This is a genomic window from Streptomyces sp. NBC_01142 (genome assembly GCF_026341125.1).
Classification (GTDB): Bacteria; Actinomycetota; Actinomycetes; order Streptomycetales; family Streptomycetaceae; genus Streptomyces.
The window spans coordinates 1717793-1742691 of the sequence record NZ_JAPEOR010000001.1 but is presented as its reverse complement, the minus strand read 5'-3'; the positions used below and the strand labels follow the sequence as shown (position 1 = coordinate 1742691).

The following is a 24899-nucleotide window of genomic DNA, read 5'->3' as shown; positions in this document are numbered from 1 at the left end:
CAGCGTGGGGAGAGGTTACGAGCGTACTTCGAGGAGCGGGACGAGCTGCTCCACAGGAGTCATGGAGCCGTGCATCCCGACCATCACCGACTCGTGCGGCTCGTTGACGGATGCGGTGATCACGACGTCGTCACAGGCGGCGGCGACGACATCGCCGATCCGTGCGTACACCCGCTCGTCCACCCGGGCGCCGAACCAGCCGGCCGCGATCGCCTCGTCCCGGCTCGCCACCCAGAACTGCTCACCCAGCACCTCGCGCCAGACGGTGAGCACATCGGCCTCCGCGCCGGGGACGGCATAGACGTGGCGGGCCCGGCCCTCGCCGCCCAGCAGGGCGACTCCGGCGCGCAGCTCCCAGTCCTCGTCGAAGTCGATGCGCGACTGCTCGTCGAAGGGAATGTCGATCATTCCGTGGTCCGCGGTGACGTACAGGGCGGCGCGGGGCGGAAGTTGCTCGGCGAGCCGCTGCGCCAGCCGGTCGACGTACATCAGCTGGCCGCGCCAGGCGTCGGAGTCCACACCGAAGCGGTGGCCCTTGCCGTCGACGTCGCTGTAGTACGTGTAGACCAGCGACCGGTCCCCCGCGGCCAGTTGCTCGGCGGCCAGATCCATGCGCTCCTCGCCGGAGAGCCGGCCCAGGAAACTGCCGCCGCTGAGTGCGATCTTGGTGAGCGGGGTGTGCTCGAAGGTCGGCGAGGACACCTGCGCGGTGTGCACACCCGCTTCGTCGGCGAGCTGGAAGACCGTGGGGTACGGCTGCCACACCCGCGGGGAGGTCCACGGCTTCCAGCGCAGCTGGTTCATCAGCTCGCCGGTCTCCGGATTGCGCGCGGTGTAGCCGGGCAGGCCGTGTGCGCCGGGCGGCATACCGGTGCCGACGGAGGCCAGCGAGGTGGCGGTGGTGGCGGGGAAGCCCGCGGTGATGGGCCGTCCCGTGCCGCCGCGCGAGGTGGCCAGCAGCGAGGTGAGGTACGGGGCCTCGTCCGGGTGGGCCTTGATCTGCTCCCAGCCGAGGCCGTCGATCAGGAAGACGCAGTTCCGGTCGGCGGGGGTCAGCTCGGGGATGCTCTGCGTGAGCCCCGGTACGCCCTGGCCGGCGGCGAGCGTCGGTAGCAGATCGGCGAGCGATCCCGTGCCGTACTCGGGGACGGGCGCGGTGTCGAGGGCGAGCGGAACGGGGTCGTCCGGCCAGATTGCAGGCTGGGCCATCAGCGCGTGGCTGCCGTGGCTTCGGAGAGCGCCTGGGCGAAGGTGAGGGTCTGGCGGACCGTGTCCGGGCCGTCACCGGCCTCGCTGACGCGCAGGCTCAGATCGTCGGCGGTGGAGTTGCCGGTGTAGCCGTGGTCCGCCTCGCAGTTCGGGTCGCCGCAGGCGGCGGGCTCCAGGTCGAGGCGGGAGACGGCACCCCAGCCGATGGTCAGGACGACCTCGCGGGGCAGGGTGCCGGGGGTGTACGACTCCGGGTTGGCGACCACGCGGCTGACCACGACCGAGGAGATCCGGCCAAGCTTGACCGATTCCGTGGAGGTGGTGGCGTACGGCGTCGGGGAGCTGGAGTCGGCGGCCTGCTCGTCGGTGTGGCTGACGATGAAGCGGTTGACCGTCAGAACGAGGACGGTGACATGGCGGCGCACCTCGTTCGCGTCGAAGGTGGTCTCCTGGTGCACCAGGTACGACGCGATCTGCTCGCCTCCGACAGCGGCCTCCACCGCTTCGGCCACGAGGGCCGGGTAGTAGCCGCTGCGCTCGATCGCCGCGCGCAGCCCCTGGGTCGTCGTACCGGTCTTCGCCATGCGGTCCATCCTACGGGGCCTCGGGCGTGGCGAGCGCTCAGTAGCTGGGGAGTCTGCGGGGTCCCAGGTCGGTGCGGGCGGGCGGGGGCGCGAGCCGCACGGATGCGCCGAGTACGGAGAGGCCGGACTGAGCGACAACGACCGGTTCGAGGCTGATCGCGACCACTTCCGGATGGTCGTCGACCAATCGTGACACGCGCAGCAGCAGCTCTTCGAGGGCCGGGGTGTCGACGGGCGCGGAGCCTCGCCAGCCGAAGAGCAGCGGCGCTGTCCGGATGGACCTGATCAGCTCGGCGGCATCACGGTCGGTGGCGGGGACGAGGCGGTGCGCGGTGTCGCCGAGCAGCTCGGAGGCCGCGCCGGCCAGCCCGAAGGAGAGCACGGCGCCGACAGCGGGATCGATGGCGGCGCGTACGACGGTGTCCACGCCGCGCGGGGCCATCGCCTGGACGACGGGCTGGAGCTCCTCGGGCTTGCCGAGGACATCGGTCAACTCCCGGTACGCCTGACGCAGTTGGGGCTCGTTGGCCAGATCCAGCCGTACGCCGCCGAGGTCGGCGCGGTGGCGCAGATGCGGGGCGGTGGTCTTGAGGGCGACGGGGTAGCCGAGGCGGTCGGCGGCTTCCACGGCGGCGTCGGGGCCGGGCGCGGGCAGGGCAGGCCGTACGGAGATGCCGTACCGGCCCAGGAGCTCGTGGGCGGCGGCGGGGTCGAGGGTGATGCCTCGGGGGTCGGTGACCTCGGCGATGAGGGCGTCGATCTGGGCGGCGGCCCCGGTCTCGTCGATGTTCTCGTACTCGGGGACCTTTCCGGGCTCGGCGGCCTGCCGGCGCCACTGGGCGTACTTCACGGCTTCGGACAGAGCGCGGACGGCACGCTCGGCGGCGGGGTAGGCAGGGATACGGGCCGGGTGGGGACCCGTCGCGGGGGCCGGGGCCGCGTAGCGGTCGGCTGCCGAAACGGGGGATGCGGTCGGAGCCGGCGGGCGACGGGTGGGGGCGGTCGGAAGCGGCGTGGCGGTGTGCGGGGCCCCGGCCCCGGCGACGGTGTGGGGGGCCGAGGTCCCGGCGACGGTGTGGGGGGCCGCAGCGACCGCGTGCGCGGTGGCCCGTGTGCCTCCGTCCTCGGTGGTCCGCGTCACCGTGCTCGACGCTGCCGCCAGGGCTTCGGCCAGCCCCCCGATCTCCACATGGACCACCGCCACCGGCTTGGCGGGGGACGCCATGGCCGCCTCGTGCAGGGACGCCGCCAGCACCTCGCCGTCACCTGATTCCGTGACGCCGTTCTCGCCGACCCACGGGATCGCCGTCACCACCACCGCGTCGCAGCCGTCGTCCCGCAGGGCATCGGCGAGGGCGGCGCGGAAGTCCGCGGGCGTCGCGGCCGTCGTGAGGTCGCGGGGCGGCCGCGGACGCAGGCCCTCCGCGAGACAGGCGTCGTATGTGAGGAGGCCGAGGGACTCGGAGTTGCCGAGGATCGCCACGCGCGGGCCTGCGGGCAGGGGCTGGCCGGCCAGCAGCAGGCCCACGTCGACGAGTTCGGTGACGGTGTCGACCCGGATCACGCCCGCCTGGCGGAGCAGGGCCCCGACCGTGGCGTCGGGGATACGGGTCACCGGCACCGCGTGCCCGGGAGGCGTGCTGCCGCTGTGCCGGGCCCCCTTCACCACGACGACCGGCTTCACCGCCGCCGTACGCCGGGCGAGGCGGGTGAACTTGCGTGGATTGCCGATCGATTCGAGGTACAGCAGGACAACATCGGTGTCCGGGTCCTCGTACCAGTACTGCAGGAAGTCATTGCCGGACACATCCGCGCGGTTACCCGACGAGATGAAGGACGACAGGCCGGCGCCACGCCGGTGCAGGCCCGACAGCAGGGCGATGCCGATCGCGCCGGACTGGGTGAACAGACCGATGCGGCCGCGTGCCGGGGACTCGGGGGCGAGGGATGCGTTGAGGCGGACGGTGTCCGAGGTGCTGATGATGCCGAAGGAGTTCGGTCCGATGATCCGCATCCCGTACGAGCGTGCCTGCCGCACCAGGTCGCGCTGGCGTTCCCGGCCCGCGGCGCCGCTCTCGGCGTATCCGGCGGTGAGGACGACCAGGCCCTGGACGCCGTGCTCGCCGCAGTCGGCCACCGCTTCCGGCACCCGGTCGGCCGGGACGGCGACGACCGCGAGGTCGACCGCCTCCCCGATCTCCCCGACCGAGCGGAAGGCCGGGACGCCGTCCACCTCGCCCTGGTCCTCGGCGAAGGCGCGGTTCACGGCGTACGTACGGCCGGTGAACCCTGCCTCGAGAAGGTTGCGCAGCGCGGTGCGGCCCACGCCACCGGGTGCGCGGCCGACGCCGACGACGGCGACCGAACCCGGAGCGAGGAGGCGCTGCACGGAGCGGGCCTCCGCGCGCTGCTCGCGGCCGCGCTGGACCGCGAGGGACTCGGCGGTCGGTTCGAGATCGAGGGTCAGATGGACGGAGCCATCCTCGAAGCTGCGCTTCTGGGTGTAGCCCGCATCCCGGAACACCTTGATCATCTTGTTGTTGGCGGGCAGCACCTCGGCGGCGAAGCGCCGGATGCCGCGCTCGCGGGCGACCTCGGCGATGTGCTCGAGCAGGGTGGAGGCGACGCCGCGCCCCTGGTGGGCGTCCTGGACCAGGAAGGCGACCTCGGCCTCGTCGGCGGGGGCACTGGCGGGCCGGCCCTGTGCGTTGATCCGGTCGTAGCGGACGGTGGCGATGAACTCGCCGCCCACCATGACCGCAAGACCCACCCGGTCCACGTAGTCGTGATGGGTGAAGCGGTGGACGTCCTTGGCGGAGAGCCGGGGGTAGGGCGCGAAGAACCGGTAGTACTTGGACTCGTCCGAGACCTGCTCGTAGAAGCTGACCAGCCGCTCCGCGTCCTCGGTGGTGATGGGCCTGATGCGCGCGGTGCCGCCGTCGCGCAGCACCACGTCCGCCTCCCAGTGATCGGGGTAGGCGTGGTGCTGATCCTGCTCCGGCGGAGGCTGCATGGGAGAAAGCCTACGGCCGAGTCACCGGTCGCGGGGGCCGTTGGTGCGGGGCACTCTGAGGAGGGCCGACGGCCGGACAGCTGCGGCTCCGAGGTCGGCATGGAGCACGCCGCACCACATGAGAGACTGGTCTAGACAACCGCTAGTACGTGCCAAGACTTGAAGGGCAACACCATGGCTGAGCGCCGCGTCAATGTCGGCTGGGCCGAGGGCCTTCACGCCCGCCCCGCCTCCATCTTCGTCCGTGCCGCCACGGCCGCCGGCGTCCCCGTGACGATCGCCAAGGCTGACGGCAACCCTGTCAATGCCGCCTCCATGCTCGCGGTGCTCGGCCTGGGCGCGCAGGGCGGCGAGGAGATCGTGCTCGCCTCCGACGGGGACGGCGCCGACGCCGCCCTGGACCGTCTGGCAAAGCTGGTCGCCGAGGGGCTCGACGAGCTTCCCGAGACCGTCTGATCCGGCTCATTGATTAAGCCCCGGCAGAGCCGTGGTGTCCCGAATTCGGGGCACCACGGCTCTGTTCTTTTCCGGGTCCCAATCCACGGCCGGGAAGTCTCGGCCCATGGCCTTGTCAAATGAATTCGGGCAGCAGAATAGAGCTCCCGCGAATATCTCCCCTTTTGTATACGGCGCGGCTGTTAATGCCGGACGCTCGCCGTGTGTACGGCATGTTGCGAAGTCCTCACCCGCTCCTGGCGGCGCAGCCGGTGGGCGGCGGCGGCCCGTTCGGCATGCAGGGCCGTCAGCGCCCGGGCCCGTTCCCCGTCGCCGCGCGCCACGGCGTCCACGATCGCGCCGTGCTCGGCCCACGACTCGACCGGGTGGGCGGGCTGCTCCACGGCGTACATCCAGGCGATCTTGTGCCGCAGCTGGGTGAGCAGGGCGGTCAGCCCGGGGCTGCCGGAGGCCTGGGCGAGCGTCTCGTGGAACCAGGCACCCAGGGAGCGCAGATCCTCGCCCTGACCGCGGCGAGCGCGTTCCTGCCCCAGTCTGACCAGGCCGCGCAGGACTTTGAGATGCGCCTCGGTACGGCGCTGGGCGGCGCGGGCCGCTCCCAGCGGCTCCAGCAGCATCCGGATCTCCAGGAGGTCGGCGGCCTCCTGTTCGGTGGGTTCGGCGACGCAGGCACCGGCATGGCGGCGCGTGGTGACGAACCCCTCGGACTCCAGGGTGCGCAGGGCTTCACGCACGGGGACCCGGGAGACGCCGTAGCGACGGGCCAGCTGCTCCTCGGCGAGCCGACTGCCGCGGTCGAATACACCGGAGACGATGTCGTCGCGAATCGCCGTGCATACCGAGTGCGCGGGAATGCGCATGACCGAACCTCCGCTTTAATCCGCGCGAAACGCAGCCCATTGATGCCTGTTCGGTAACTCTATTGCAGTGAGGCAGATTTTCCGATGGCAGACCGGAATCCACGGATATCTTCAGGCCAGGACTGCGCCGGGAGCACCGATGCCCGCGGGCCGCACACGCCGAAGGCCCCGGCGGTGAGCCGGGGCCTTCGGTCGGAACGCAGGATCACACGGAGCGCGGATCAGGCGGGTGCAGCACCACGCGGGTTCCGCATCAGGCAGGAGCGGGTCAGACGCTGACGCCGTGCGCGCGCAGGTACGCGACCGGGTTGATGTCGGAGCCGTACTCGGCGGTGGTCCTGGCCTCGAAGTGGAGGTGCGGGCCCGTGGAGTTGCCGGTCGAGCCGGAGACGCCGATCTGCTGGCCCGGGGTGACGCTCTGGCCGACCGAGACGCCGATGGACGCGAGGTGGCCGTACTGCGTGTAGGAGCCGTCGTTCATCTTGATCACGATGTTGTTGCCGTACGAGCCGCCCCAGCCGGCCTCGACGACGGTGCCGGAGCCGACCGCCACGACCGAACTGCCGGACGGGGCACGGAAGTCCACGCCGGAGTGGCTGCCGGAGGACCAGAGCGAGCCGCCGGCCTGGTAGCCGGTGGTGACCTGCGAACCGGAGACGGGGAGCTGGAAGGAGTTCAGACGCTTGCGCTCGGCCTCGCGGGCGGCGCGCTCCTTGGCCTCGCGGGCCTCCTTGGCGCGGGCCTCGGCCTTGCGCTTCGCCTCAGCCTCGGCCTTCGCCTTGGCGGCGGCCTGCGCGGCCTCCCGCTCCTGGGCCTCGGCCTGGTCGGCTATCTGGTCGGCGAGGGAGTCGGCGGCCACGACCTGGGTCAGGCCGGTGTCCTCGACGCCGGTGGCGTCGGAGTCGGCGGCCAGCGCCGGGGAAGCGAGGGTTCCGATGACGCCGGTGGTGGCGAGGGCCGCGACGCCGGCGATGTTCGCGCTCCTGCGCGACATCCGGCTCGGGGCACGGTGCTTCCCGGTGGCACGGGTGAACGCCATGAAGTGGCTGATCCTTTCCTTCCTTCTCGCCTACCGGGTTAGCTGACGGGTTCGGAGCAGGAAGGTCTCCTACGGGCCCCTCCGCACGGGTGCGAAGGCGTCCGATTCACCCCAGGGACTGAATGGGTCCCCGGCTCCCCAGGCTCGCGCCTGACGGGGACTCGGCGATGGCTGCCCGATGCCGCGGATGCGGCGGGCTACTGGCGGACAGCCGGACCGACGCTAGGCGGGCCGTCTTTCAATCGCCAAACAGACAGGCCGTTTTGTAGCGCACGCCACAGGGCAGACAGGCAACCTCTCCCGCAAAGCGGACATAAGACGGAACCCCGACATCGCACCTGACGCCGGGGTTCCGCTTGCTTCTTCAGGTTGTTCGCCGCTTCGGCCGACCGCCGGGGCGATCAATCATCCTGTGACAACGGTCACTTCGCCGATGCCCAGCGCCCTGACCGGCTCCTCGATCTGCGACGCGTCGCCGACGAGCACCGTCACCAGACGGTCCACCGGGAAGGCACTGATGGCCGCGGCCGTCGCCTCGACCGTGCCGGTCTCTGCCAGGCGTGCATACATCTGGGCCTGGAAGTCGTCCGGGAGGTACTGCTCGACCTGGTCGGCGAGCGTGGCCGCGACGGATGCCGCCGTCTCGTACTTCAGCGGGGCGACGCCCACCAGGTTCTGCACGGCGACATCGCGCTCGGCGTCGGTGAGCCCCCCGGCCGCGAGGGTGCGCAGCACCTTCCAGAGGTCGTCCAGTGCCGGTCCGGTGTTGGGGGTGTCCACGGAGCCGCTGATGGCGAGCATCGAGGCACCCGTCCCGTCGGGGGCGGAACGCAGCACCTGGCCGAAGGCCCGTACGCCGTAGGTGTAGCCCTTCTCCTCGCGCAGGACGCGGTCCAGCCGAGAGGTGAGGGTGCCGCCGAGGCAGTACGTGCCCAGCACCAGCGCCGGCCAGACGCGGTCGTGGCGGTCCGGGCCGGTGCGGCCGATGAGCAGCTGCGTCTGTACGGCGCCGGGCCGGTCCACGATCACCACACGGCCGGTGTCGTCGGCGGTGATCGGCGGTACGGGGCGGGGCGCCGCGGTGTTGCCGGTCCAGGTGCCGAGGGTGTCGGCGAGCACGGCGTCCAGGTCGACGCCGGTGAGATCGCCGACGATCACCGCGGTGGCGGTGGCGGGCCGGACATGCGCCTCGTAGAAGGCCCGTACGGCCGGGGCGTCGATCCGCGCCACGGTCTCCTCCGAACCTTGGCGGGGGCGCGACATGCGCAGGGAGGCCGGGAAGAGCTCCTTGGACAGCTGCTTGGCGGCCCGGCGGGCCGGGTTGGCACTCTCGTGCGGGATCTCGTCCAGCCGGTTGCGTACGAGCCGCTCGATCTCGTTGTCGGCGAAGGCGGGCGCACGCAGTGCCTCGGCGAGCAGACCGAGCGCCTTGGGCAGCCTGGAGACCGGGACCTCCAGCGACACACGGACACCGGGGTGGTCGGCGTGCGCGTCGAGAGTGGCGCCGCAGCGCTCCAGCTCGGCGGCGAACTCCTCCGCCGTGTGCTTGTCCGTTCCCTCCGACAGAGCGCGCGCCATGATCGTGGCAACGCCGTCGAGGTCCTCGGGCTCGGCATCGAGCGGGGCGTCGAGGGAGATCTCGACGGCCACCACCTGCTGGCCGGGGCGGTGGCAGCGCAGCACGGTCAGCGCGTTGTCCAGCGCGCCGCGCTCGGGGGCCGGGAACGCCCAGGGCCGGGCAGTACCGGCCGTCGGCTGCGGATGGAAGTCCATGGTCACGGCAGCGTCGGTCACTGGTCCGCCCCCTCGTGCTCGTCGTTCTCGGCGTTCTCGTCGCTGTCGTCGGCAGAGAGGGGCTCGTAGACCAGCACCGCCCTGTTGTCCGGGCGCAGCCGGGCCTTGGCGACCGCCTGCACCTCCTCGGCGGTGACGTCCAGCACCCGCTGGACGGCGGTCAGCGCCAGCTGCGGGTCGCCGAACAGCACGGCATACCGGCACAGTTCGTCGGCGCGGCCGGCGACCGTGCCCAGCCGGTCGAGCCACTCGCGCTCCAACTGGGCCTGCGCGCGCTCCATCTCCTCGGCCGTGGGCCCCTCGGCGGCGAACCGCGCCAGCTCCTCGTCGACCGCTGCCTCGATCTGCGGCACCTCGACACCGCCGGACGTCTTGACGTCCAGCCAGCCCAGCGAAGGCGCGCCGGCCAGCCGCAGCAGGCCGAAACCGGCCGCGACGGCCGTCTGGTCACGGCGCACCAGGCGGTTGTGCAGCCGCGAGGACTCGCCGCCGCCCAGGACGGTGAGCGCCAGGTCGGCGGCGTCGCACTCGCGCGTTCCGTCGTGCGGCAGCCGGTAGGCGGCCATCAGCGCCCGGGCCGGTACCTCCTCGTGGATCTCCTCGCGCAGTTGCTCACCGATGTTCTCCGGGAGCGAGCCGTCGCGCGGCGGCTGCTTGCCGTCGTGGGAGGGGATGGAGCCGAAGTACTTCTCGATCCAGGCGAGCGTCTGCACCGGGTCGATGTCCCCGACGACCGACAGCACGGCGTTGTTCGGCGCGTAGTACGTACGGAAGAAGGCGCGCGCGTCCTCGAGGGTCGCCGCGTCCAGGTCGGCCATCGAGCCGATCGGGGTGTGGTGGTACGGGTGGCCCTCCGGGTAGGCGAGGGCGGTCAGCTTCTCGAAGGCCGTGCCGTACGGAACGTTGTCGTACCGCTGGCGGCGCTCGTTCTTGACGACGTCGCGCTGGTTCTCCATCGACTCGTCGTCGAGCGCGACGAGCAGCGAGCCCATGCGGTCGGCTTCCAGCCAGAGCGCCAGCTCGAGCTGGTGCGTGGGCATGGTCTCGAAGTAGTTGGTGCGCTCGAAGCTGGTGGTGCCGTTCAGCGAGCCGCCGGCCCCCTGCACCAGCTCGAAGTGGCCGTTCCCCTTGACCTGGCCGGAGCCCTGGAACATCAGGTGCTCGAAGAGGTGAGCGAGGCCGGTACGGTCCTTGACCTCATGGCGCGAACCGACGTCGTACCAGAGGCAGACCGCGGCGACCGGGGTCAGGTGGTCCTCGGAGAGCACCACGCGCAAGCCGTTGTCCAGCCGGTGCTCAGTCGCTGTCAGGCCGCCGGAACCGGCCTGCGCTGTGGCCGTGTGACCCATGGGCATGTACGTCCCTTCGATCGCGATACGGAGAAGTCCTGCCACTGTATGCAAGCGCAGTGACACCTGGCGAAGTTCCCGGGTCGCGGTCGGCGTTGTCAGTGGGACGGTCCACAATGGTCGGCGTCAGTTCAGACCTGGTACGCGAAGGAGCAGCAGCCGCGATGGCCCGCCGCAGCACGAAGACCCCGCCGCCGGACGATTTCGAGGAGAAGATCCTCGACATCGACGTCGTGGACGAAATGCAGGGCTCCTTCCTCGAGTACGCGTACTCGGTGATCTACTCCCGGGCCCTGCCGGACGCACGTGACGGAATGAAGCCGGTGCACCGCCGGATCGTGTACCAGATGAACGAAATGGGCCTGCGCCCCGACCGCGGCTATGTGAAGTGTGCCCGCGTCGTCGGCGAGGTCATGGGTAAGCTGCACCCGCACGGAGACGCGTCGATCTACGACGCCCTCGTGCGGATGGCACAGCCGTTCTCGATGCGCCTGCCGCTGGTCGACGGCCATGGCAACTTCGGCTCCCTCGGCAACGACGACCCGCCGGCCGCGATGCGGTACACCGAGTGCCGGATGGCGGATGCCACCAGCCTGATGACGGAGTCGATCGACGAGGACACCGTCGATTTCCAGTCGAACTACGACGGCCAGGAGCGGGAGCCCGTGGCGCTCCCCGCCGCGTATCCGAACCTGCTGGTCAACGGCGCGTCGGGGATTGCGGTCGGCATGGCGACGAACATGCCGCCGCACAATCTGGGCGAGGTCATCGCCGCCGCCCGCCATCTGATCAAGCACCCGGGCGCGGACCTCGAGACGCTGATGCGTTTCGTCCCCGGGCCCGACCTGCCGACCGGCGGCCGGATCGTGGGTCTGACCGGCATCAAGGACGCGTACGAATCCGGCCGCGGCACCTTCAAGATCCGCGCGACGGTCTCCGTGGAGAACGTCACGGCGCGCCGCAAGGGTCTGGTCGTCACCGAACTGCCCTTCGCCGTCGGGCCGGAGAAGGTGATCGCGAAGATCAAGGATCTGGTCTCCTCGAAGAAGCTCCAGGGCATCGCGGATGTCAAGGACCTCACCGACCGTGCGCACGGTCTGCGTCTGGTCATCGAGGTCAAGAACGGCTTCATTCCGGAGGCCGTGCTGGAGCAGCTCTACAAGCTGACGCCGATGGAGGAGTCCTTCGGTATCAACAACGTGGCGCTCGTGGACGGCCAGCCGCTCACCCTCGGACTCAAGGAGCTGCTGGAGGTCTATCTCGACCACCGCTTCGAGGTCGTGCGCCGGCGCAGCGAGTTCCGGCGCACCAAGCGGCGCGACCGGCTGCACCTGGTCGAGGGCCTGCTCGTCGCGCTGCTCGACATCGACGAGGTCATCCGTCTCATCCGGTCGAGTGACAATTCCGCGCAGGCCAAGGAGCGGCTGATCGAGCACTTCTCGCTCAGCGAAATCCAGACGCAGTACATTCTGGACACTCCCCTGCGCCGGCTGACCAGGTTCGACCGGATCGAGCTGGAGAGCGAGCGCGACCGCCTGACCGGCGAGATCGACGAGCTGACCGGGATCCTGGACTCGGACACCGAGCTGCGCAAGCTGGTCTCGACCGAACTGGCCGCGGTGGCCAAGAAGTTCGGCACCGAGCGGCGCACGGTCCTCCTGGAGTCGGCGGGCACGCCCGTGGCGGCGGCGTCGCTCGAGGTCGCGGACGACCCGTGCCGGGTGCTGCTCTCCTCGACCGGACTACTGGCGCGTACGGCCAATGGCCGGCCCCTGACGGACGAGGCCGGAAAGCGCACCAAGCACGACGTGATCGTCTCCGCTGTGCCGGCCACGCAGCGCGGTGATGTGGGGGCGGTGACGTCGACCGGGCGGCTGCTGCGGGTCTCGGTGATCGATCTGCCGCAGCTGCCGGACACGGCGTCCGCGCCCAACCTCTCGGGCGGGGCGCCGCTTTCGGAGTTCCTCTCCCTGGAGGCGGACGAGACGCTCGTCTGTCTGACCACACTCGACGAGTCCTCACCGGGCCTCGCGCTCGGCACGCTGCAGGGTGTCGTCAAGCGGGTCGTGCCCGACTACCCCTCCAACAAGGAGGAGTTGGAGGTCATCACCCTCAAGGACGGGGACCGGATCGTCGGCGCGGCCGAGCTGCGTACGGGCGAGGAGGACCTGGTCTTCATCACCTCCGACGCCCAGTTGCTGCGCTACCAGGCCTCGCAGGTACGGCCGCAGGGCCGGGCCGCGGGCGGCATGGCCGGTATCAAGCTGGCGGAGGGCGCCGAGGTGATCTCCTTCACGGCGGTGGACCCGGCCGTGGACGCGGTGGTGTTCACGATCGCGGGTTCGCACGGCACGCTGGACGACTCGGTCATGACATCGAAGCTCACGCCCTTCGACCAGTACCCCCGCAAGGGGCGGGCCACGGGTGGCGTGCGCTGCCAGCGCTTCCTCAAGGGCGAGGACGTGCTGGTGCTGGCCTGGGCGGGCGCGGTCCCGGTCCGGGCCGCCCAGAAGAACGGCACCCCGGCCGAGCTCCCGGAGCCGGACCCGCGCCGCGACGGCTCGGGCACGCCGCTGACCTCGGCAATCGCCGTGCTGGCGGGCCCGGCGAGCTAGTCGGCCTCCGCCGTCTCGTCCGCTGCCGCAGGTACGTACCGCAGGACGCCCCACATGCTCCGCTCGTCGGGGGCGTCCTGCGGACCGGTCTGTCCGCAGGACTCCAGCTCCTTGCGCAGCGCGTCGGCATCGATGCCCGACCCGATCAGCACGAGCTGGGTCAGGCGCTCGCCGCCGCGCGCCCACGGCTGGGGGTAGAACCGCAGAAACCGGCCGACCGCATGCACGGCGTACCGGTTGCCCGGATCGGCCGCCCCGAAGTCGACGAATCCCTTGATCCGGTAGAGCCCCTCGGGCCGGGAGTCCAGGAAGCCCATGAGCCGCCGGGGGTGCATGGGCACCTCCGACGCTACGGAGACGCTCTCGTACGCGGCGTGCAGATGACCCGCGCGCCCGTGCCCATGCCCGTGGTCGTGCCCGTACTCGTGCTCGTCCGTGTACAGGTCCTCGAAGGACAGCTGCCGGACCTTCTCCTCCCGCTCCGGCCGCGCGGCGGGGTCGAAGAGCAGCTCGGGATCGACCCGCCCGTACTCCGCGGGAATCACCGGCGTGCCCCCGCTGAGCTCGCCGAGCGTCCCGAGCACGCCGTCCAGCGCGGCCTGCCCCACCCGGTCCGTCTTGTTCAGGACGACCAGGTCGGCGATCGCGAGATGACGGTCGATCTCGGGGTGCCGCTCCCGGGTGGCCTCGAACTCGGCCGCATCGACGACCTCGACCAGTCCCCCGTACACAATGCGCGGATTGTCGCTGGCGAGAATCATCCGTACGAGTTCCTGCGGCTCGGCAAGTCCGCTCGCCTCGATGACGATGACATCGATCCGCGCGGCGGGCCGGGTGAGTCTGACCAGATAGTCGTCCAGCTCGCTCGCGTCCACGGCGCAGCACAGACAGCCGTTCCCGAGGGAGACGGTGGAGCCGACCTGCCCTGCGACGGTCATGGCGTCGATCTCGATGGAGCCGAAGTCATTGACGATCACGCCGATCCGGTTGCCTCCGTTCCGGCGGAGCAGATGGTTGAGCAGAGTGGTCTTGCCGGATCCCAGAAAGCCCGCGAGGACGACGACGGGGATCTGCGGCATGCTCAACGTGGCACCTCTGGGGGTTCTCGACCGTGGTCTCGGCGGCTGGGGCGGCCTCCCAGGATAGGGGCGGGGAGCTCGGCGGGGTCATCCACGAGGTTGCCGACGCAGGTCGGACGGTATGTGCGGGCGAAGGCCAGAACACCGGCTCGCGATCGCAGCCGGTGCAGCGGGCCGTCCCCGAAACCGCGAGTTCGGTGCGGCGCAGACGCACAGCTTTTCGGTAGAGGCTCAGCATCGAGGAAGGGTCAGCGGCCTGGGCGGCCGGCGGCGTACGCGGCCGAGCCGGCGGGCTGCGGCGGCCACGGCGGAGCACCCGAGACGAATCCTGAGTACGGCGCAGCCGCAGTCCGGGGCAGCGGCAACCCGGCAGCCGTCAGGACCGGGGGCCACGCCCTCGGAGCGGAGGTGTGTCGGTTCCTGGATGCGCTTGCGTTGTGCCGGAGATTTCAGAAAGGGCCATCTGGCCCTTACCGTTCGTAGGCATGAATCCCGTACCGACCGCCCCCGCCCGGCGACGGCGGTTCGGCTGGCCGCAGCGGGTCTTCTCGCAGGTCCTGCTGATGCAGCTGGCCATCGCCACCGGTGTGACCGTGCTGGCCACCGGTCTCTTTCTCGCGCCCCTCAGCGCCCAGCTCGACGACCAGGCGATGCGCCGGGCGCTCGCCATCGCCGAGACCACTGCGTCCCCCGAGGTCGCCGACGAGCTGATCGGCTCGCGGCCGACGGCCGACGGACCTGTGCAGGCCGAGGCCGAGCGGATCAGACAGGCCACCGGCGCCGAGTACGTCGTGGTCATGGACGAGCTCGGGGTGCGGTGGTCCCACACCTCGCGCGACCAGATCGGGCGTGTCGTCTCCACCGATCCGAGCGAGGTCCTCGCGGGCCGGGAGGTGATGGAGATCGACAGCGGGACGCTCGGCCGTTCCGCGCGGGGGAAGGTGCCGCTGCGCGACGAGGGCGGTGAGATCGTGGGCGCGGTATCGGTCGGCATCGAGTACGACAGCGTGCGCGCCCGGCTGCTCGCGGCGATCCCGGGGCTGCTCGCGTACGCGGGCGGAGCGCTGGCCGTCGGGGCCCTGGCCGCGTATCTGATCTCCCGCAGGCTCCAGCGTCAGACCCACGACCTGGCCTTCTCCGACATCTCCGCGCTGCTGGCCGAGCGCGAGGCGATGCTGCACGGCATCCGGGAGGGCGTCGTGGCCCTCGACGCGTCCGGGCGAATACGGCTGATGAACGACGAGGCGCAGCGGCTGCTCGGCCTGGGTCCCGAGGTGATGGGGCAGCCGCTCGACGAGGTGCTGGGTCAGGGCCGTACGACCGATGTACTGGCGGGGCAGGTCACCGGCGAGGATCTGCTGACCGTACGGGGAAGCCGGGTACTGGTCGCCAACCGGATGCCGACCGACGACGGCGGCGCCGTCGCCACGCTGCGCGACCGCACCGAGCTGGAGCAGCTGGGCCGCGAGCTGGACTCCACCCGCGGACTGATCGACGCCCTGCGCGCACAGGATCATGAGCACGCCAACCGGCTGCACACGCTGCTCGGTCTTCTGGAACTGGAGATGCACGAGGAGGCGGTGGAATTCGTCACCGAGGTGGTCGGGGTGCACCGGGCCACCGCCGAGCAGGTCACCGAGAAGATCCATGACCCGCTGCTGGCCGCGCTGCTGGTGGGCAAGGCGACGGTGGCGGCGGAGCGCGGCGTCTCGCTGCGCATCGCGCCAGGGACACTGCTGCCCGACCGGCTGGTGGACCCGCGCGGTCTGGTGACGGTCGTCGGCAATCTCGTGGACAACGCCCTGGACGCGGCCGCCGGCTCCCAGGACCCGCAGATCGAGGTCGAGCTGTATGCGCAGGGCCGTACGGCGGTGCTGCGGATCGCGGACAGCGGCCCCGGAGTCGCACCCGGCCAGCGGGAGCTGATCTTCACGGAGGGCTGGTCCACGAAGGAGCTTCCGGCGCACGGCAAGCGCGGTCTCGGGCTGGCGCTGGTGCGCAGGCTCGCGGAGCGGCAGGGCGGCAGCGCGCGGGTGCGCGAGCCGGCGGGCGGCGGCGCCGAATTCACCGTCGTACTCCCGGAGGCGCTGGCCGAACCGGGGCTGGCCACTGCCGTGGAGGCGCGATGACGGACAGGGGCGCCGAGGCAACCGGCCAACTGATTGACGTCCTGGTGGTGGACGACGATGTCCGGGTCGCGGAGATCAACGCGGCCTATGTGTCCAAGGTGCCCGGCTTCCGGGTCTGCGCGAAGGCGCACTCGGCTGCCGGGGCCCTGGAGCGGATCGCCGAGTGCCCGGTGGACCTGATCCTCCTCGACCACTATCTGCCGGACGGGAACGGTCTTGCGGTCGTACGGGAGCTGCGCAGGCTCGGCCACCAGACTGACGTGATCATGGTGACGGCGGCGCGGGATGTTGCCACCGTCCAGGCGGCGATGCGCCACGGTGCGCTCCAGTACCTGGTGAAGCCGTTCACCTTCGCCGGGCTGCGTTCCAAGCTGGAGGCGTACGCAGGGCTGCGCCGCACCCTGGACGGCGGCGGCGAGGCGGAACAGGCCGAGGTGGACCGGATCTTCGGGGCCCTGTCGGCGGGCTCGGTCGCCCCCGAACTGCCCAAGGGCCACTCACCGACCACGGCGGAGCTGGTACGCCAGGTGCTGCTGACCGCCGAGGGGCCGCTCTCCACCCAGGAGATCGCCGAACGCGCAGGGGTGAGCCGGCAGACCGCGCAGCGCTATCTGAAGCTGCTGGAGCGGGCGAGTCGGGTGCGGCTGAGCCTGAGGTACGGCGAGACGGGCCGCCCGGAACACCGCTACCTCTGGTCGGCGAGCGTCTGACTCACACCGCACCAGCACCCGTCAGCGCACGTACCTCCGTCTCCGCGTGCTTGGCCGCGTCCGGCGGCTCCGTCGAGGTGACGGTGCCGATCCATCCCGCCAGGAAGCCCAGCGGGATGGAGACCAGGCCCGGGTTCTGCAGCGGGAAGACATGGAAGTCCATCCCCGGGAAGAGTGCCTCAGGGCTCCCCGAGACGACTGGTGAGAGCACCACCAGGACCACCGCCGGAATCAGACCGCCGTACACCGACCAGACCGCGCCGCGCGTGGTGAAGTTCCGCCAGAACAGCGAGTAGAGCAGCACGGGCAGGTTGGCGGAGGCAGCGACCGCGAAGGCCAGGCCCACCAGGAACGCGACGTTCAGGTCCCGGGCGAGCAGGCCGAGCGCGATCGCGGCCACCCCGATGCCGGCCGCGGCGACCCTGGCCACCGCGACCTCGCTGTGCTGTTTGGCATGGCGCCACCGGAGCGAGGCGTACAGATCGTGGGCCACCGAGGCGGAGGAGGCGAGGGTGATCCCGGCGACGACAGCGAGGATGGTCGCAAAGGCCACCGCCGCGACGACGGCAAAGAGAACCGTTCCTCCGGTGGAGCCCGCTCCACCGCCGAGGTCCAGTGCGAGCAGCGGAACCGCGGTGTTCCCGGCGGCGTTCGACTGCCGCACCTCGTCGGTGCCGAGCACGGCGGCCGCACCGAAGCCGAGCACGATCGTCATCAGATAGAAGCTGCCGATGAGACCGATCGACCAGACGACCGAGCGGCGGGCGGCCCGCGCGGTCGGCACGGTGTAGAAGCGGGACAGGATGTGCGGCAGTCCCGCCGTACCGAGCACCAGTGCCAGGCCGAGGCTGATGAAGTCGAGGCGCGCGGTCCAGCTCCCGCCGTACTTGAGGCCGGGCGAGAGGAAGTCCTTGCCATGGCCACTGCGTTCGGCGGCGGAGATGAGCAGCTGGTTGAAGTCGCCGTGGAAGCGGGTCAGTACGAGCACGGTCATCGCGATCGCGCCCGCCATCAGCAGCACGGCTTTCACGATCTGGATCCAGGTGGTGGCTCGCATCCCTCCCAACGACACATAGATCACCATCAGGGCACCCACGCCGATCACGGTCCACGAGCGCGCGGCCTCGCTCGTACCACCGAGGAGCAGCGCGACCAGGCTTCCGGCTCCCACCATCTGCGCCACCAGATAGAGAACGGACACGGCGACCGAAGAAGTTCCCGCGGCGATACGGACAGGTCGCTCGCTCATTCTCGACGCGACGACGTCGGCGAGGGTGAACCGGCCGCAGTTGCGCACGAGTTCGGCGACGAGGAGCAGCACGACCAGCCAGGCGACCAGGAAACCGACGGAGTAGAGCATTCCGTCGTAGCCGTAGAGGGCGATGAGTCCGGAGATTCCGAGGAAGGAGGCGGCGGACATGTAGTCGCCGGCGATGGCGAAACCGTTCTCCATGGGCGAGAAGAGCCGTCCGCCTGCGTAGAACTCCTCCGCGGAGCCACGCCGGTTGCGGCTCACCCAGGTCGTGATGGCGAGGGTGGCGGCAATGAACGCACTGAACAGCAGCAGTGCCAGGGTCTGGTGGTCGCCGCTCAACGCCCGGCCCCCCGCGTCATCTCCGGTACCGCGGTCTCCTGTACCCCGGTCTCCTGTGCTCTCGTTTCCTGTGCTCTCGTTTCCTGTGCCCTCGTCTGATCGAACACGGTCCAGCGCAGCTCGAGGGCCGCACGGTCCCGGCGCAGCCGCGCATGGCGCGCGTACGCCCAGGTCAGCAGAAAGGTGGTGAGGAACTGCCCGAGCCCCGCAACCATCGCCACATTCACCGCTCCCGCCACCGGCCTGGCCATCAGCCCGGGCGTGGCGGTCGCGGCGACGACATACGCCAAGTACCAGGCGAGGAAGGCGAGGGCGGCGGGCACGACGAACCTTCGGTAGCGGCTGCGCACCTCCTGGAAGGCGGCGCTGCGATGCACTTCCAGGTAGATGTCGGCCGCGCAGGGTCCGGCGCTCCCACGGTCCGTCGGCGCGGGAGCCACGACGGGAGCGGGGGCACCCGTGCCGTCCAGCTCGCCCCAGCCCGAGGCCAGCGCGTCGTACCACGGGTCGTCGAGCCGCACCGCTGTGGCGTGCTGCCCTTCCTGCTTCTCCACCGATCAACTCTCCTTGTCAGCGAACCGTTTCGGCTCGCTGACCAAGAATGGACAGATCAGGGAGATCCCGGACTCTTCTCCCGCCGCTCTTCACCCCATCAGGTGACGCTCGTCCCGGGTGGCTGCGCGAGGCCCTCCCGATAGGCGTACCGCACCGCCTGGGCGCGGTCATGGATGCCGGCCTTCGAGAAGAGGTTGTTGATGTGGGTCTTCACGGTGGCTGTGGAGATGTGCAGACGGCGCGCGATGTCCGTGTTGGCGAGGCCCTCCGCGATCAGGATCAGCACCTCGCCCTCGCGGGCGGTCAGGCCGTCGGGCAGCTTCGGTCCGGTCGGTTCGGGCTGCGCGGTGATCTGCTCGAGCAGCCGTCGCTGTACGACCGGTGAGAGCCCGGCCCGCCCGGCGAGTACGTCCTGGATGGCCCGTACGATCTCGTCGCCGTCGGCGTCCTTGGTGAGGTAGCCCCGCGCTCCCGCCCGCAGCGCGGGGAAGAGCGAGTCGTCGTCCGCGTAGGTGGTGAGCACGACGACCTGGGTGGCGGGGTGTTCGCCGCGGATACGGCGGGTCGCCTCCACACCGTCGCAGCGGGGCATCCGCAGGTCCATCAGCACGACGTCGGGGGCGAGTGCGGCGACAAGGGCGACCGCCTCCTCACCGTCCTTCGCCGAGCCGACGACCTCGATGCCGGGCAGCAGTCCCAGCAGCATCACAATGCCCTCGCGCACCACCGCCTGATCGTCGGCGACGACCACCCTGGCGATCTGCGCGGTCATGCCGGCACTCGCAGCCGCACCACGAAGCCCTCTCCCTCCGGTCCCGCCTCCAGGGAGCCACCGAGCAGTTCAGCCCGCTCACGCATCCCCAGCAGACCGTACCCGCAGCCGGCAGTCCTGAGTTCACCGGCCTTCGCTGTGGTGCCCGAGTCCCGTACCTCCAGGACCACTTCACCCTCCTCGTACACGAGCAGCATGCGCACCTTGGCCCCCGGCGCGTGCTTGCGCACGTTCGTCAGGGCCTCCTGCGCCACTCTCCGTACGGCCTGCGAGGCCTCGGCGGGCAACTGCCGCCGCTCCCCCGCCACTTCGTTCTGGGCCCCGTCCATGACGGCCAGCTCCCTCAGATAGTCCTCGACGGGGACCATCTCGCCGCGCAGGGCGGAGAGTGCCTGCCGAGTCTCGGCGAGACCTTCGCGGGCCATGCCGCGTGCCGCCACCACCCGCTCCAGGATCTGTTCGCGGAACGGCCCTTCCGGGCCGCGCTCGATCTGCAGCCGGGCCGCCTCCAGATGCACCAGCTGCGCGGAGAGGCTGTGCGCGAGGACATCGTGGATCTCGCGTGCGATACGCGCCCGTTCACCGAGGGCGGCGGAGGTGGCCTCCGCCTCACGGGCGGCACGTTCCTGGGCGAGCAGCCGGAATCCGGCGCCACGGGCCTGGGCATCGAGGCGGAGCGAATAGCCGGCGAGCAGCACCGCGGCCGTCGTGAATCCTGCTCCCAGGGCACCGCTGTCATCGGTCAGCAGGAAGCCGGTCACCATCACCGTGACGGCCCCCAGGGCAGCACCGAGCGGAAGTCGCTCCAACGCCATGACGGAGATGCTGACCCACAGCACCGCTGCCGGGATCGCGGCCCCGGCGGCGTACGACCCTGCTCCGCAGGCGGCGACGCCGGCAAGCAGCCCGAGAGAAGGCAGCAGTCTGTTGCCCAGGGTCGTGTGGTGGTAGGTGAGGAAGGCCGCGGTGCAGCAGAGCAGAGCCATGGGTGGGAGCACCGCCCGCCAGCCGTGGAATGCGTCCGAGCGGTACGCGCTGTACACCGCAAATGCCGCCAGCGCGGCAAGCAGAACGATGTCGAGGGCGATACGGACGCGCGGTACGCCGAGGCGGGACAGCGCTTCCCGCGTGGGCCATTCGGTCCACTTGCTGCTGGGCACCTTGGGTCCTCCTCCATCGCCCACGATGCTACGGAGGAGGAGCCCGGCCCGGGATCGGGTCAGGGGTGGAGCTCACGGCTCCACCCCTGGGTGGACGGGGCGGTCTCAGGCGTCGATGCGCGAGCGGTCGAGTGTCGCCGCGGAGCTGGTGATGAACTCCTTGCGGGGCGCGACCTCATTGCCCATCAGCAGGTCGAACACCTGCTCGGAGGACTCGAGATCCCCGATGTTGATCCGGCGCAGGGTGCGGTGGCGGGGATCCATCGTGGTCTCCGCGAGCTGGTCGGCGTCCATCTCGCCCAGACCCTTGTAGCGCTGGATGGAGTCCTTGAAGCGGACCCCCTTGCGCTGGTACTCCAGCAGCGTCTGGCGCAGCTCACTGTCGGAGTACGTGTACACGTACTTGTCCTGGCCCTTTTTGGGCTGGATCAGCTCGATCCGGTGCAGCGGCGGTACGGCGGCGAACACACGGCCCGCCTCCACCATGGGCCGCATATAGCGCTGGAAGAGCGTCAGCAGCAGACAGCGGATGTGGGCGCCGTCGACATCGGCGTCGACCAGCAGAACGATCTTGCCGTAGCGGGCGGCGTCGATGTCGAACGTCCGGCCCGATCCCGCTCCTATGACCTGGATGATCGCGCCGCACTCGGCGTTCTTGAGCATGTCCGAGATGGACGACTTCTGTACGTTCAGGATCTTTCCGCGGATCGGCAGAAGCGCCTGGAACTCACTGTTCCGCGCGAGCTTGGCGGTGCCGAGCGCGGAGTCCCCCTCCACGATGAAGAGCTCGCTGCGCTCCACGTCGTCGCTGCGGCAGTCGGCGAGCTTGGCCGGCAGCGAGGAGGTCTCCAGGGCGGTCTTCCGGCGCTGTGCGTCCTTGTGCTGGCGGGCAGCGATACGCGTACGGGCGGCGGCAACGGCCTTCTCCATCACCGCACGGGCCTGCGCCTTTTCGTCGCGCTTGGCGGAGGTCAGGAAGGCCTTGAGCTCCTTGGCCACGACATTGGCGACGATCCTGTTCGCCGCCGAGGTGCCCAGCACCTCCTTGGTCTGGCCCTCGAACTGCGGCTCCGCAAGCCGGACGGTGACGACCGCGGTGAGGCCCTCCAGGGCGTCGTCCTTGACGATGTCGTCCTCGGCGACGCGCAGCAGCTTGGCCGAGCGCAGCACCTCGTTCATCGTCTTGGTGACGGAGCGCTCGAAGCCGCTCACATGGGTGCCGCCCTTGGGGGTGGCGATGATGTTGACGAAGGACTTGACGCCGGTGTCGTATCCGGTGCCCCAGCGCATGGCGATGTCGACGCCGAGCTCGCGGGTGACCTCGGTGGGGGTCATATGACCGCGGTCGTCGAGGACCGGGACGGTCTCCTTGAAGGTGCCCTGTCCGGTCAGCCGCAGCACGTCGCAGACGGCCTTGTCCTGCGCGAGGTATTCGCAGAACTCGCTGATACCTCCGTCGAAGCGGAAGATCTCCTCGCTCTTGCCCTCGCCGTCCAGGTCCCGCTGGTCGCGGACGACGAGGGTCAGCCCGGGCACGAGGAAGGCGGTCTGGCGGGCGCGCTGGTGGAGGTGCTCCAGGGAGAGCTTGGCGTCCTTGAGGAAGATCTGCCGGTCGGCCCAGTACCGCACGCGCGTGCCGGTACGGGTCCTGGGCACCCGCTTGCCCTTGAGCAGCCCGTTCGCCGGGTCGAAGGGCGCGTCCGGCCCGGACTCGGTGAACATTCCGGGGACACCGCGGCGGAAGCTGATCAGGTGGGTCGCTCCGCTGCGGTCCACCTCGACGTCGAGGCGGGCGGAAAGGGCGTTGACGACGGAGGCACCCACGCCGTGCAGACCGCCCGACGCGGCGTACGAGCCGCCGCCGAACTTTCCGCCGGCGTGCAGCTTGGTCATCACGACCTCGACGCCGGAAAGGCCGGTCTTGGGTTCGACATCGACGGGGATGCCCCGGCCGTTGTCCTTGACCTCGACGGACCCGTCCTCGTGGAGGATCACCTCGATGTGGTCGCAGTGGCCGCCGAGGGCTTCGTCGACGGAGTTGTCGATGATCTCCCAGAGGCAGTGCATCAGGCCGCGGCTGTCGGTGGACCCGATGTACATGCCCGGGCGCTTGCGGACCGCCTCGAGCCCCTCGAGTACGAGCAGGTGCCGCGCGGTGTAGTTGGAACCGTCACGGTCTGCAGTCAGCAGCGCTGTGGACGGCACGGACGTTTCGGCGGTCACGCGGTTCGCTCCTCGCTGAATTTCAAATGTGGCCCAGTGGGGTAAAGGCCCGGCGTCGGTCGCCCGTCAGAGGGTACCGAGGCCTGGTAGAGCCGATGTAACGCCACCCTCGTGATTTCTCATGCTAGTCCAGCGTCGCATACGTGTTCGATCCCTCGATGGAGTGACGTGCACATCACGTTCCCTTCCAGGCATGAACCATTTAGGCTCCGGGCACGTCCTCATCAACAACCGGCAACCCAGCCGGGAGGGCCAAACGAGACAAGCAACGCGAAACCCGTAGAGCGAAGCAATACGGCTCATTCGCCGCCAACCGGCAACAGACAGCCACCTTGGGAAGAAGTTTCGAGGAAAAGCCACGAGCGGGAACGTTTTCGGCCTGGTTGGATGTTGACCCTGGTACGACAGCTCGTCGAGCTAGAGAAGAGGCGACGTGACTACTGTTCTGACCCCCGCGAGCCCGCTGACGGCCGCTGACCGCTGCGACCGCTGCGGCGCCCAGGCTTATCTGCGCGTCGTCCTGACCAGCGGTGGTGAGCTGCTCTTCTGTGCCCACCACGGGCGCAAGTTCGAGCCGGAACTCAAGAAGATCGCCGCGGAAATACAGGATGAGACCGACCGACTGACGGCCGTGCCGGCCAGCGTTGGTGAAGAGGACCGCTGACACGCAGACACCTCGCATCCACGACGAGCCAAGGGCCGATCCAGGACCGGCCGACGGGCGACTGCCCCTGAATACCAGGGGCAGTCGCCCGCTCGCATACCGTAACCGCGAAGCCAGGATCCTCCGAGCGTTCGGCGCCAAGCCGGACTACGGCAGAGCCACAGCGGAGACACGGGTGTACACCCCGGGGTTCTGCGCCAAGCCGCAGCCGCTGCCCCAGGACACCAGGCCGATGAGTCGGCCTTGCGCCACCAGCGGCCCTCCGCTGTCGCCCTGACAGGCGTCGTGCCCGCCCCGTGGGTCTCCCGCACAGAGCATCGTGGACTCCAGGTACCTCCCGCCCACGCCGCCGGGATACGCCTGCCCGCACTCCGCGTCCGACAGCACCGTCACGGGCGCGGCGCGCAGCGAGGACGCGTAGCTGCCGTTCCCCCTCGTATCGCCCCAGCCGTAGACGGTTGCGCTCGTGCCCGCCACGTAGGCCGGGTCACCGACGCCCGCCAGGCCGATCGCGCTGGATGCGGGAAGGGCCTCGGACAGCGTCAGCACGGCCATGTCCCCACTGTTCGTCAGCGGGTTGTACTCCGGATTGACCCAGGTGCCGCTCACCGGGATCTCCTGGCCCCCGGCTCCGAGCAGCTGCGAGCGTCCCGAGATGACCTTCAGATCGCGTACCTCGCTCACCTCCTGACCGAGGACCACCCGGCTCAGGCAGTGGGCGGCCGTCATCACCTTCGTGGGCGCCACCAGGACTCCGCCGCAGAACTGACCCGCTCGGGTTCCTCCGAACCGGTCACGGCTGGACAGCGCCACGACCCAGGGGCTGTCGTCGACCTCCACTGGATAGCCGCCGACGACCACGCTGTCGGCGACGGCAGGCAGAGGCGAGGCGAGCGGTGCCAGGGCCACTACGGCGGTCAGGGCCAGCGCACCCGTCAATGCTCGGGCGATGGGACGAGGCATATGGACTCCTGACTCTGAGTAAATTCAGTCCACTCAGAGTCATCCAGTCCGCCGCTGCATGCACCCGGACACGCCGAGGGCCCGGCTCCCTGGCGGGATCCGGGCCCTCGGCGGCGTACTGCTGAGGCGAC

Annotated in this window: 19 protein-coding genes, 1 pseudogene and 1 riboswitch; of the genes and pseudogenes, 5 read left to right on the top strand and 15 right to left on the bottom strand. The window is 70.2% G+C overall.

The genetic code is table 11. From position 1 onward, the window contains the following. Nucleotides 1-15: 15 nt before the first annotated feature. The 3 genes from OG883_RS08060 to OG883_RS08050 are packed head-to-tail and all read right to left on the bottom strand — an operon-like array spanning nt 16 to nt 4806. A complete protein-coding gene (locus OG883_RS08060; protein ID WP_266536925.1) occupies nt 16-1209 on the bottom strand; it encodes an alkaline phosphatase family protein in 1194 nt (397 codons plus the stop codon). After that, nucleotides 1209-1793 carry a DUF5998 family protein gene (locus OG883_RS08055; RefSeq protein ID WP_266536922.1) on the bottom strand — a complete coding sequence of 195 codons (585 nt, stop codon included), beginning with the start codon at nt 1791-1793 and terminating at the stop codon, nt 1209-1211. The genes OG883_RS08060 and OG883_RS08055 overlap by 1 nt, the downstream gene beginning before the upstream one ends. A gap of 37 nt (nt 1794-1830) precedes the next feature. Continuing rightward, nucleotides 1831-4806: a GNAT family N-acetyltransferase gene (locus tag OG883_RS08050; RefSeq protein ID WP_266536919.1), complete on the bottom strand. Its 2976-nt coding sequence runs from the start codon at nt 4804-4806 to the stop codon at nt 1831-1833. A gap of 174 nt (nt 4807-4980) precedes the next feature. Between OG883_RS08050 and OG883_RS08045 the strand changes: the two genes are divergently transcribed. Next, entirely contained in the window at nt 4981-5262 is a 282-nt protein-coding gene (locus OG883_RS08045; RefSeq protein ID WP_266536917.1) for an HPr family phosphocarrier protein, read from the top strand. A gap of 182 nt (nt 5263-5444) precedes the next feature. Here OG883_RS08045 and OG883_RS08040 read toward each other — a convergent pair whose 3' ends face one another. The 4 genes from OG883_RS08040 to OG883_RS08025 all read right to left on the bottom strand — a co-directional run bounded on the left by OG883_RS08040 (nt 5445) and on the right by OG883_RS08025 (nt 10310). Further along, the gene (locus OG883_RS08040; RefSeq protein ID WP_266536915.1) at nt 5445-6122 is read right to left on the bottom strand and encodes a GntR family transcriptional regulator; all 678 of its coding nucleotides are present in this window, start codon (nt 6120-6122) and stop codon (nt 5445-5447) included. A 268-nt stretch (nt 6123-6390) separates the two neighbouring features. Next, nucleotides 6391-7161, bottom strand: a complete 771-nt coding sequence (locus OG883_RS08035) for a M23 family metallopeptidase (protein ID WP_266536913.1) — start codon at nt 7159-7161, stop codon at nt 6391-6393. A 12-nt stretch (nt 7162-7173) separates the two neighbouring features. Further along, nucleotides 7174-7338: riboswitch (cyclic di-AMP (ydaO/yuaA leader) on the bottom strand. 228 nt (nt 7339-7566) lie between these two features. Further along, entirely contained in the window at nt 7567-8955 is a 1389-nt protein-coding gene (locus OG883_RS08030; RefSeq protein WP_266536911.1) for a pitrilysin family protein, read from the bottom strand. Further along, complete coding sequence (locus OG883_RS08025; RefSeq protein WP_266541350.1) at nt 8952-10310, bottom strand: pitrilysin family protein; 1359 nt, start codon at nt 10308-10310, stop codon at nt 8952-8954. Before OG883_RS08025 ends, OG883_RS08030 begins: the two co-directional genes overlap by 4 nt. Before the next feature lie 158 nt (nt 10311-10468). Between OG883_RS08025 and OG883_RS08020 the strand changes: the two genes are divergently transcribed. Next, nucleotides 10469-12919, top strand: a complete 2451-nt coding sequence (locus OG883_RS08020; RefSeq protein ID WP_266536909.1) for a DNA topoisomerase (ATP-hydrolyzing) subunit A — start codon at nt 10469-10471, stop codon at nt 12917-12919. Here OG883_RS08020 and OG883_RS08015 read toward each other — a convergent pair. Both OG883_RS08015 and OG883_RS08010 read right to left on the bottom strand, forming a co-directional pair. Next, entirely contained in the window at nt 12916-13998 is a 1083-nt protein-coding gene (locus tag OG883_RS08015) for a GTP-binding protein (protein ID WP_266536906.1), read from the bottom strand. The two genes, OG883_RS08020 and OG883_RS08015, sit on opposite strands and share 4 nt — an antisense overlap. 71 nt (nt 13999-14069) lie before the next feature. Then, nucleotides 14070-14427 (bottom strand): annotated as a pseudogene (locus tag OG883_RS08010) (alpha-glucosidase); the annotation flags it as partial. A 56-nt stretch (nt 14428-14483) separates the two neighbouring features. Between OG883_RS08010 and OG883_RS08005 the strand changes: the two are divergent. After that, complete coding sequence (locus tag OG883_RS08005) at nt 14484-16127, top strand: sensor histidine kinase (RefSeq protein WP_266536896.1); 1644 nt, start codon at nt 14484-14486, stop codon at nt 16125-16127. 29 nt (nt 16128-16156) lie between these two features. Then, entirely contained in the window at nt 16157-16837 is a 681-nt protein-coding gene (locus OG883_RS08000; protein WP_266541348.1) for a response regulator, read from the top strand. Nucleotide 16838: 1 nt separating this feature from the next. Here OG883_RS08000 and OG883_RS07995 read toward each other — a convergent pair whose 3' ends face one another. From OG883_RS07995 to OG883_RS07975, 5 genes are all read right to left on the bottom strand, one after another. After that, nucleotides 16839-18431 carry a cation acetate symporter gene (locus OG883_RS07995; protein WP_266536893.1) on the bottom strand — a complete coding sequence of 531 codons (1593 nt, stop codon included), beginning with the start codon at nt 18429-18431 and terminating at the stop codon, nt 16839-16841. Beyond that, nucleotides 18428-18985, bottom strand: coding sequence for a DUF485 domain-containing protein (locus OG883_RS07990; RefSeq protein ID WP_266536890.1), 558 nt, complete (start codon nt 18983-18985; stop codon nt 18428-18430). Before OG883_RS07990 ends, OG883_RS07995 begins: the two co-directional genes overlap by 4 nt. A 98-nt stretch (nt 18986-19083) precedes the next feature. After that, nucleotides 19084-19758, bottom strand: coding sequence for a response regulator transcription factor (locus tag OG883_RS07985; protein WP_266536887.1), 675 nt, complete (start codon nt 19756-19758; stop codon nt 19084-19086). Then, on the bottom strand, nt 19755-20918 hold the full coding sequence (locus OG883_RS07980) for a sensor histidine kinase (RefSeq protein WP_266536884.1): 1164 nt from the start codon (nt 20916-20918) through the stop codon (nt 19755-19757). Before OG883_RS07980 ends, OG883_RS07985 begins: the two co-directional genes overlap by 4 nt. Before the next feature lie 105 nt (nt 20919-21023). Next, complete coding sequence (locus tag OG883_RS07975) at nt 21024-23141, bottom strand: type IIA DNA topoisomerase subunit B (RefSeq protein ID WP_266536881.1); 2118 nt, start codon at nt 23139-23141, stop codon at nt 21024-21026. A 433-nt stretch (nt 23142-23574) separates the two neighbouring features. Here OG883_RS07975 and OG883_RS07970 point away from each other — a divergent pair, with 433 nt between their 5' ends. Next, nucleotides 23575-23805 carry a hypothetical protein gene (locus OG883_RS07970; protein WP_266536878.1) on the top strand — a complete coding sequence of 77 codons (231 nt, stop codon included), beginning with the start codon at nt 23575-23577 and terminating at the stop codon, nt 23803-23805. A gap of 147 nt (nt 23806-23952) precedes the next feature. Here OG883_RS07970 and OG883_RS07965 read toward each other — a convergent pair whose 3' ends face one another. Next, nucleotides 23953-24768, bottom strand: a complete 816-nt coding sequence (locus OG883_RS07965; protein ID WP_266536876.1) for a trypsin-like serine protease — start codon at nt 24766-24768, stop codon at nt 23953-23955. Nucleotides 24769-24899 lie beyond the last annotated feature (131 nt).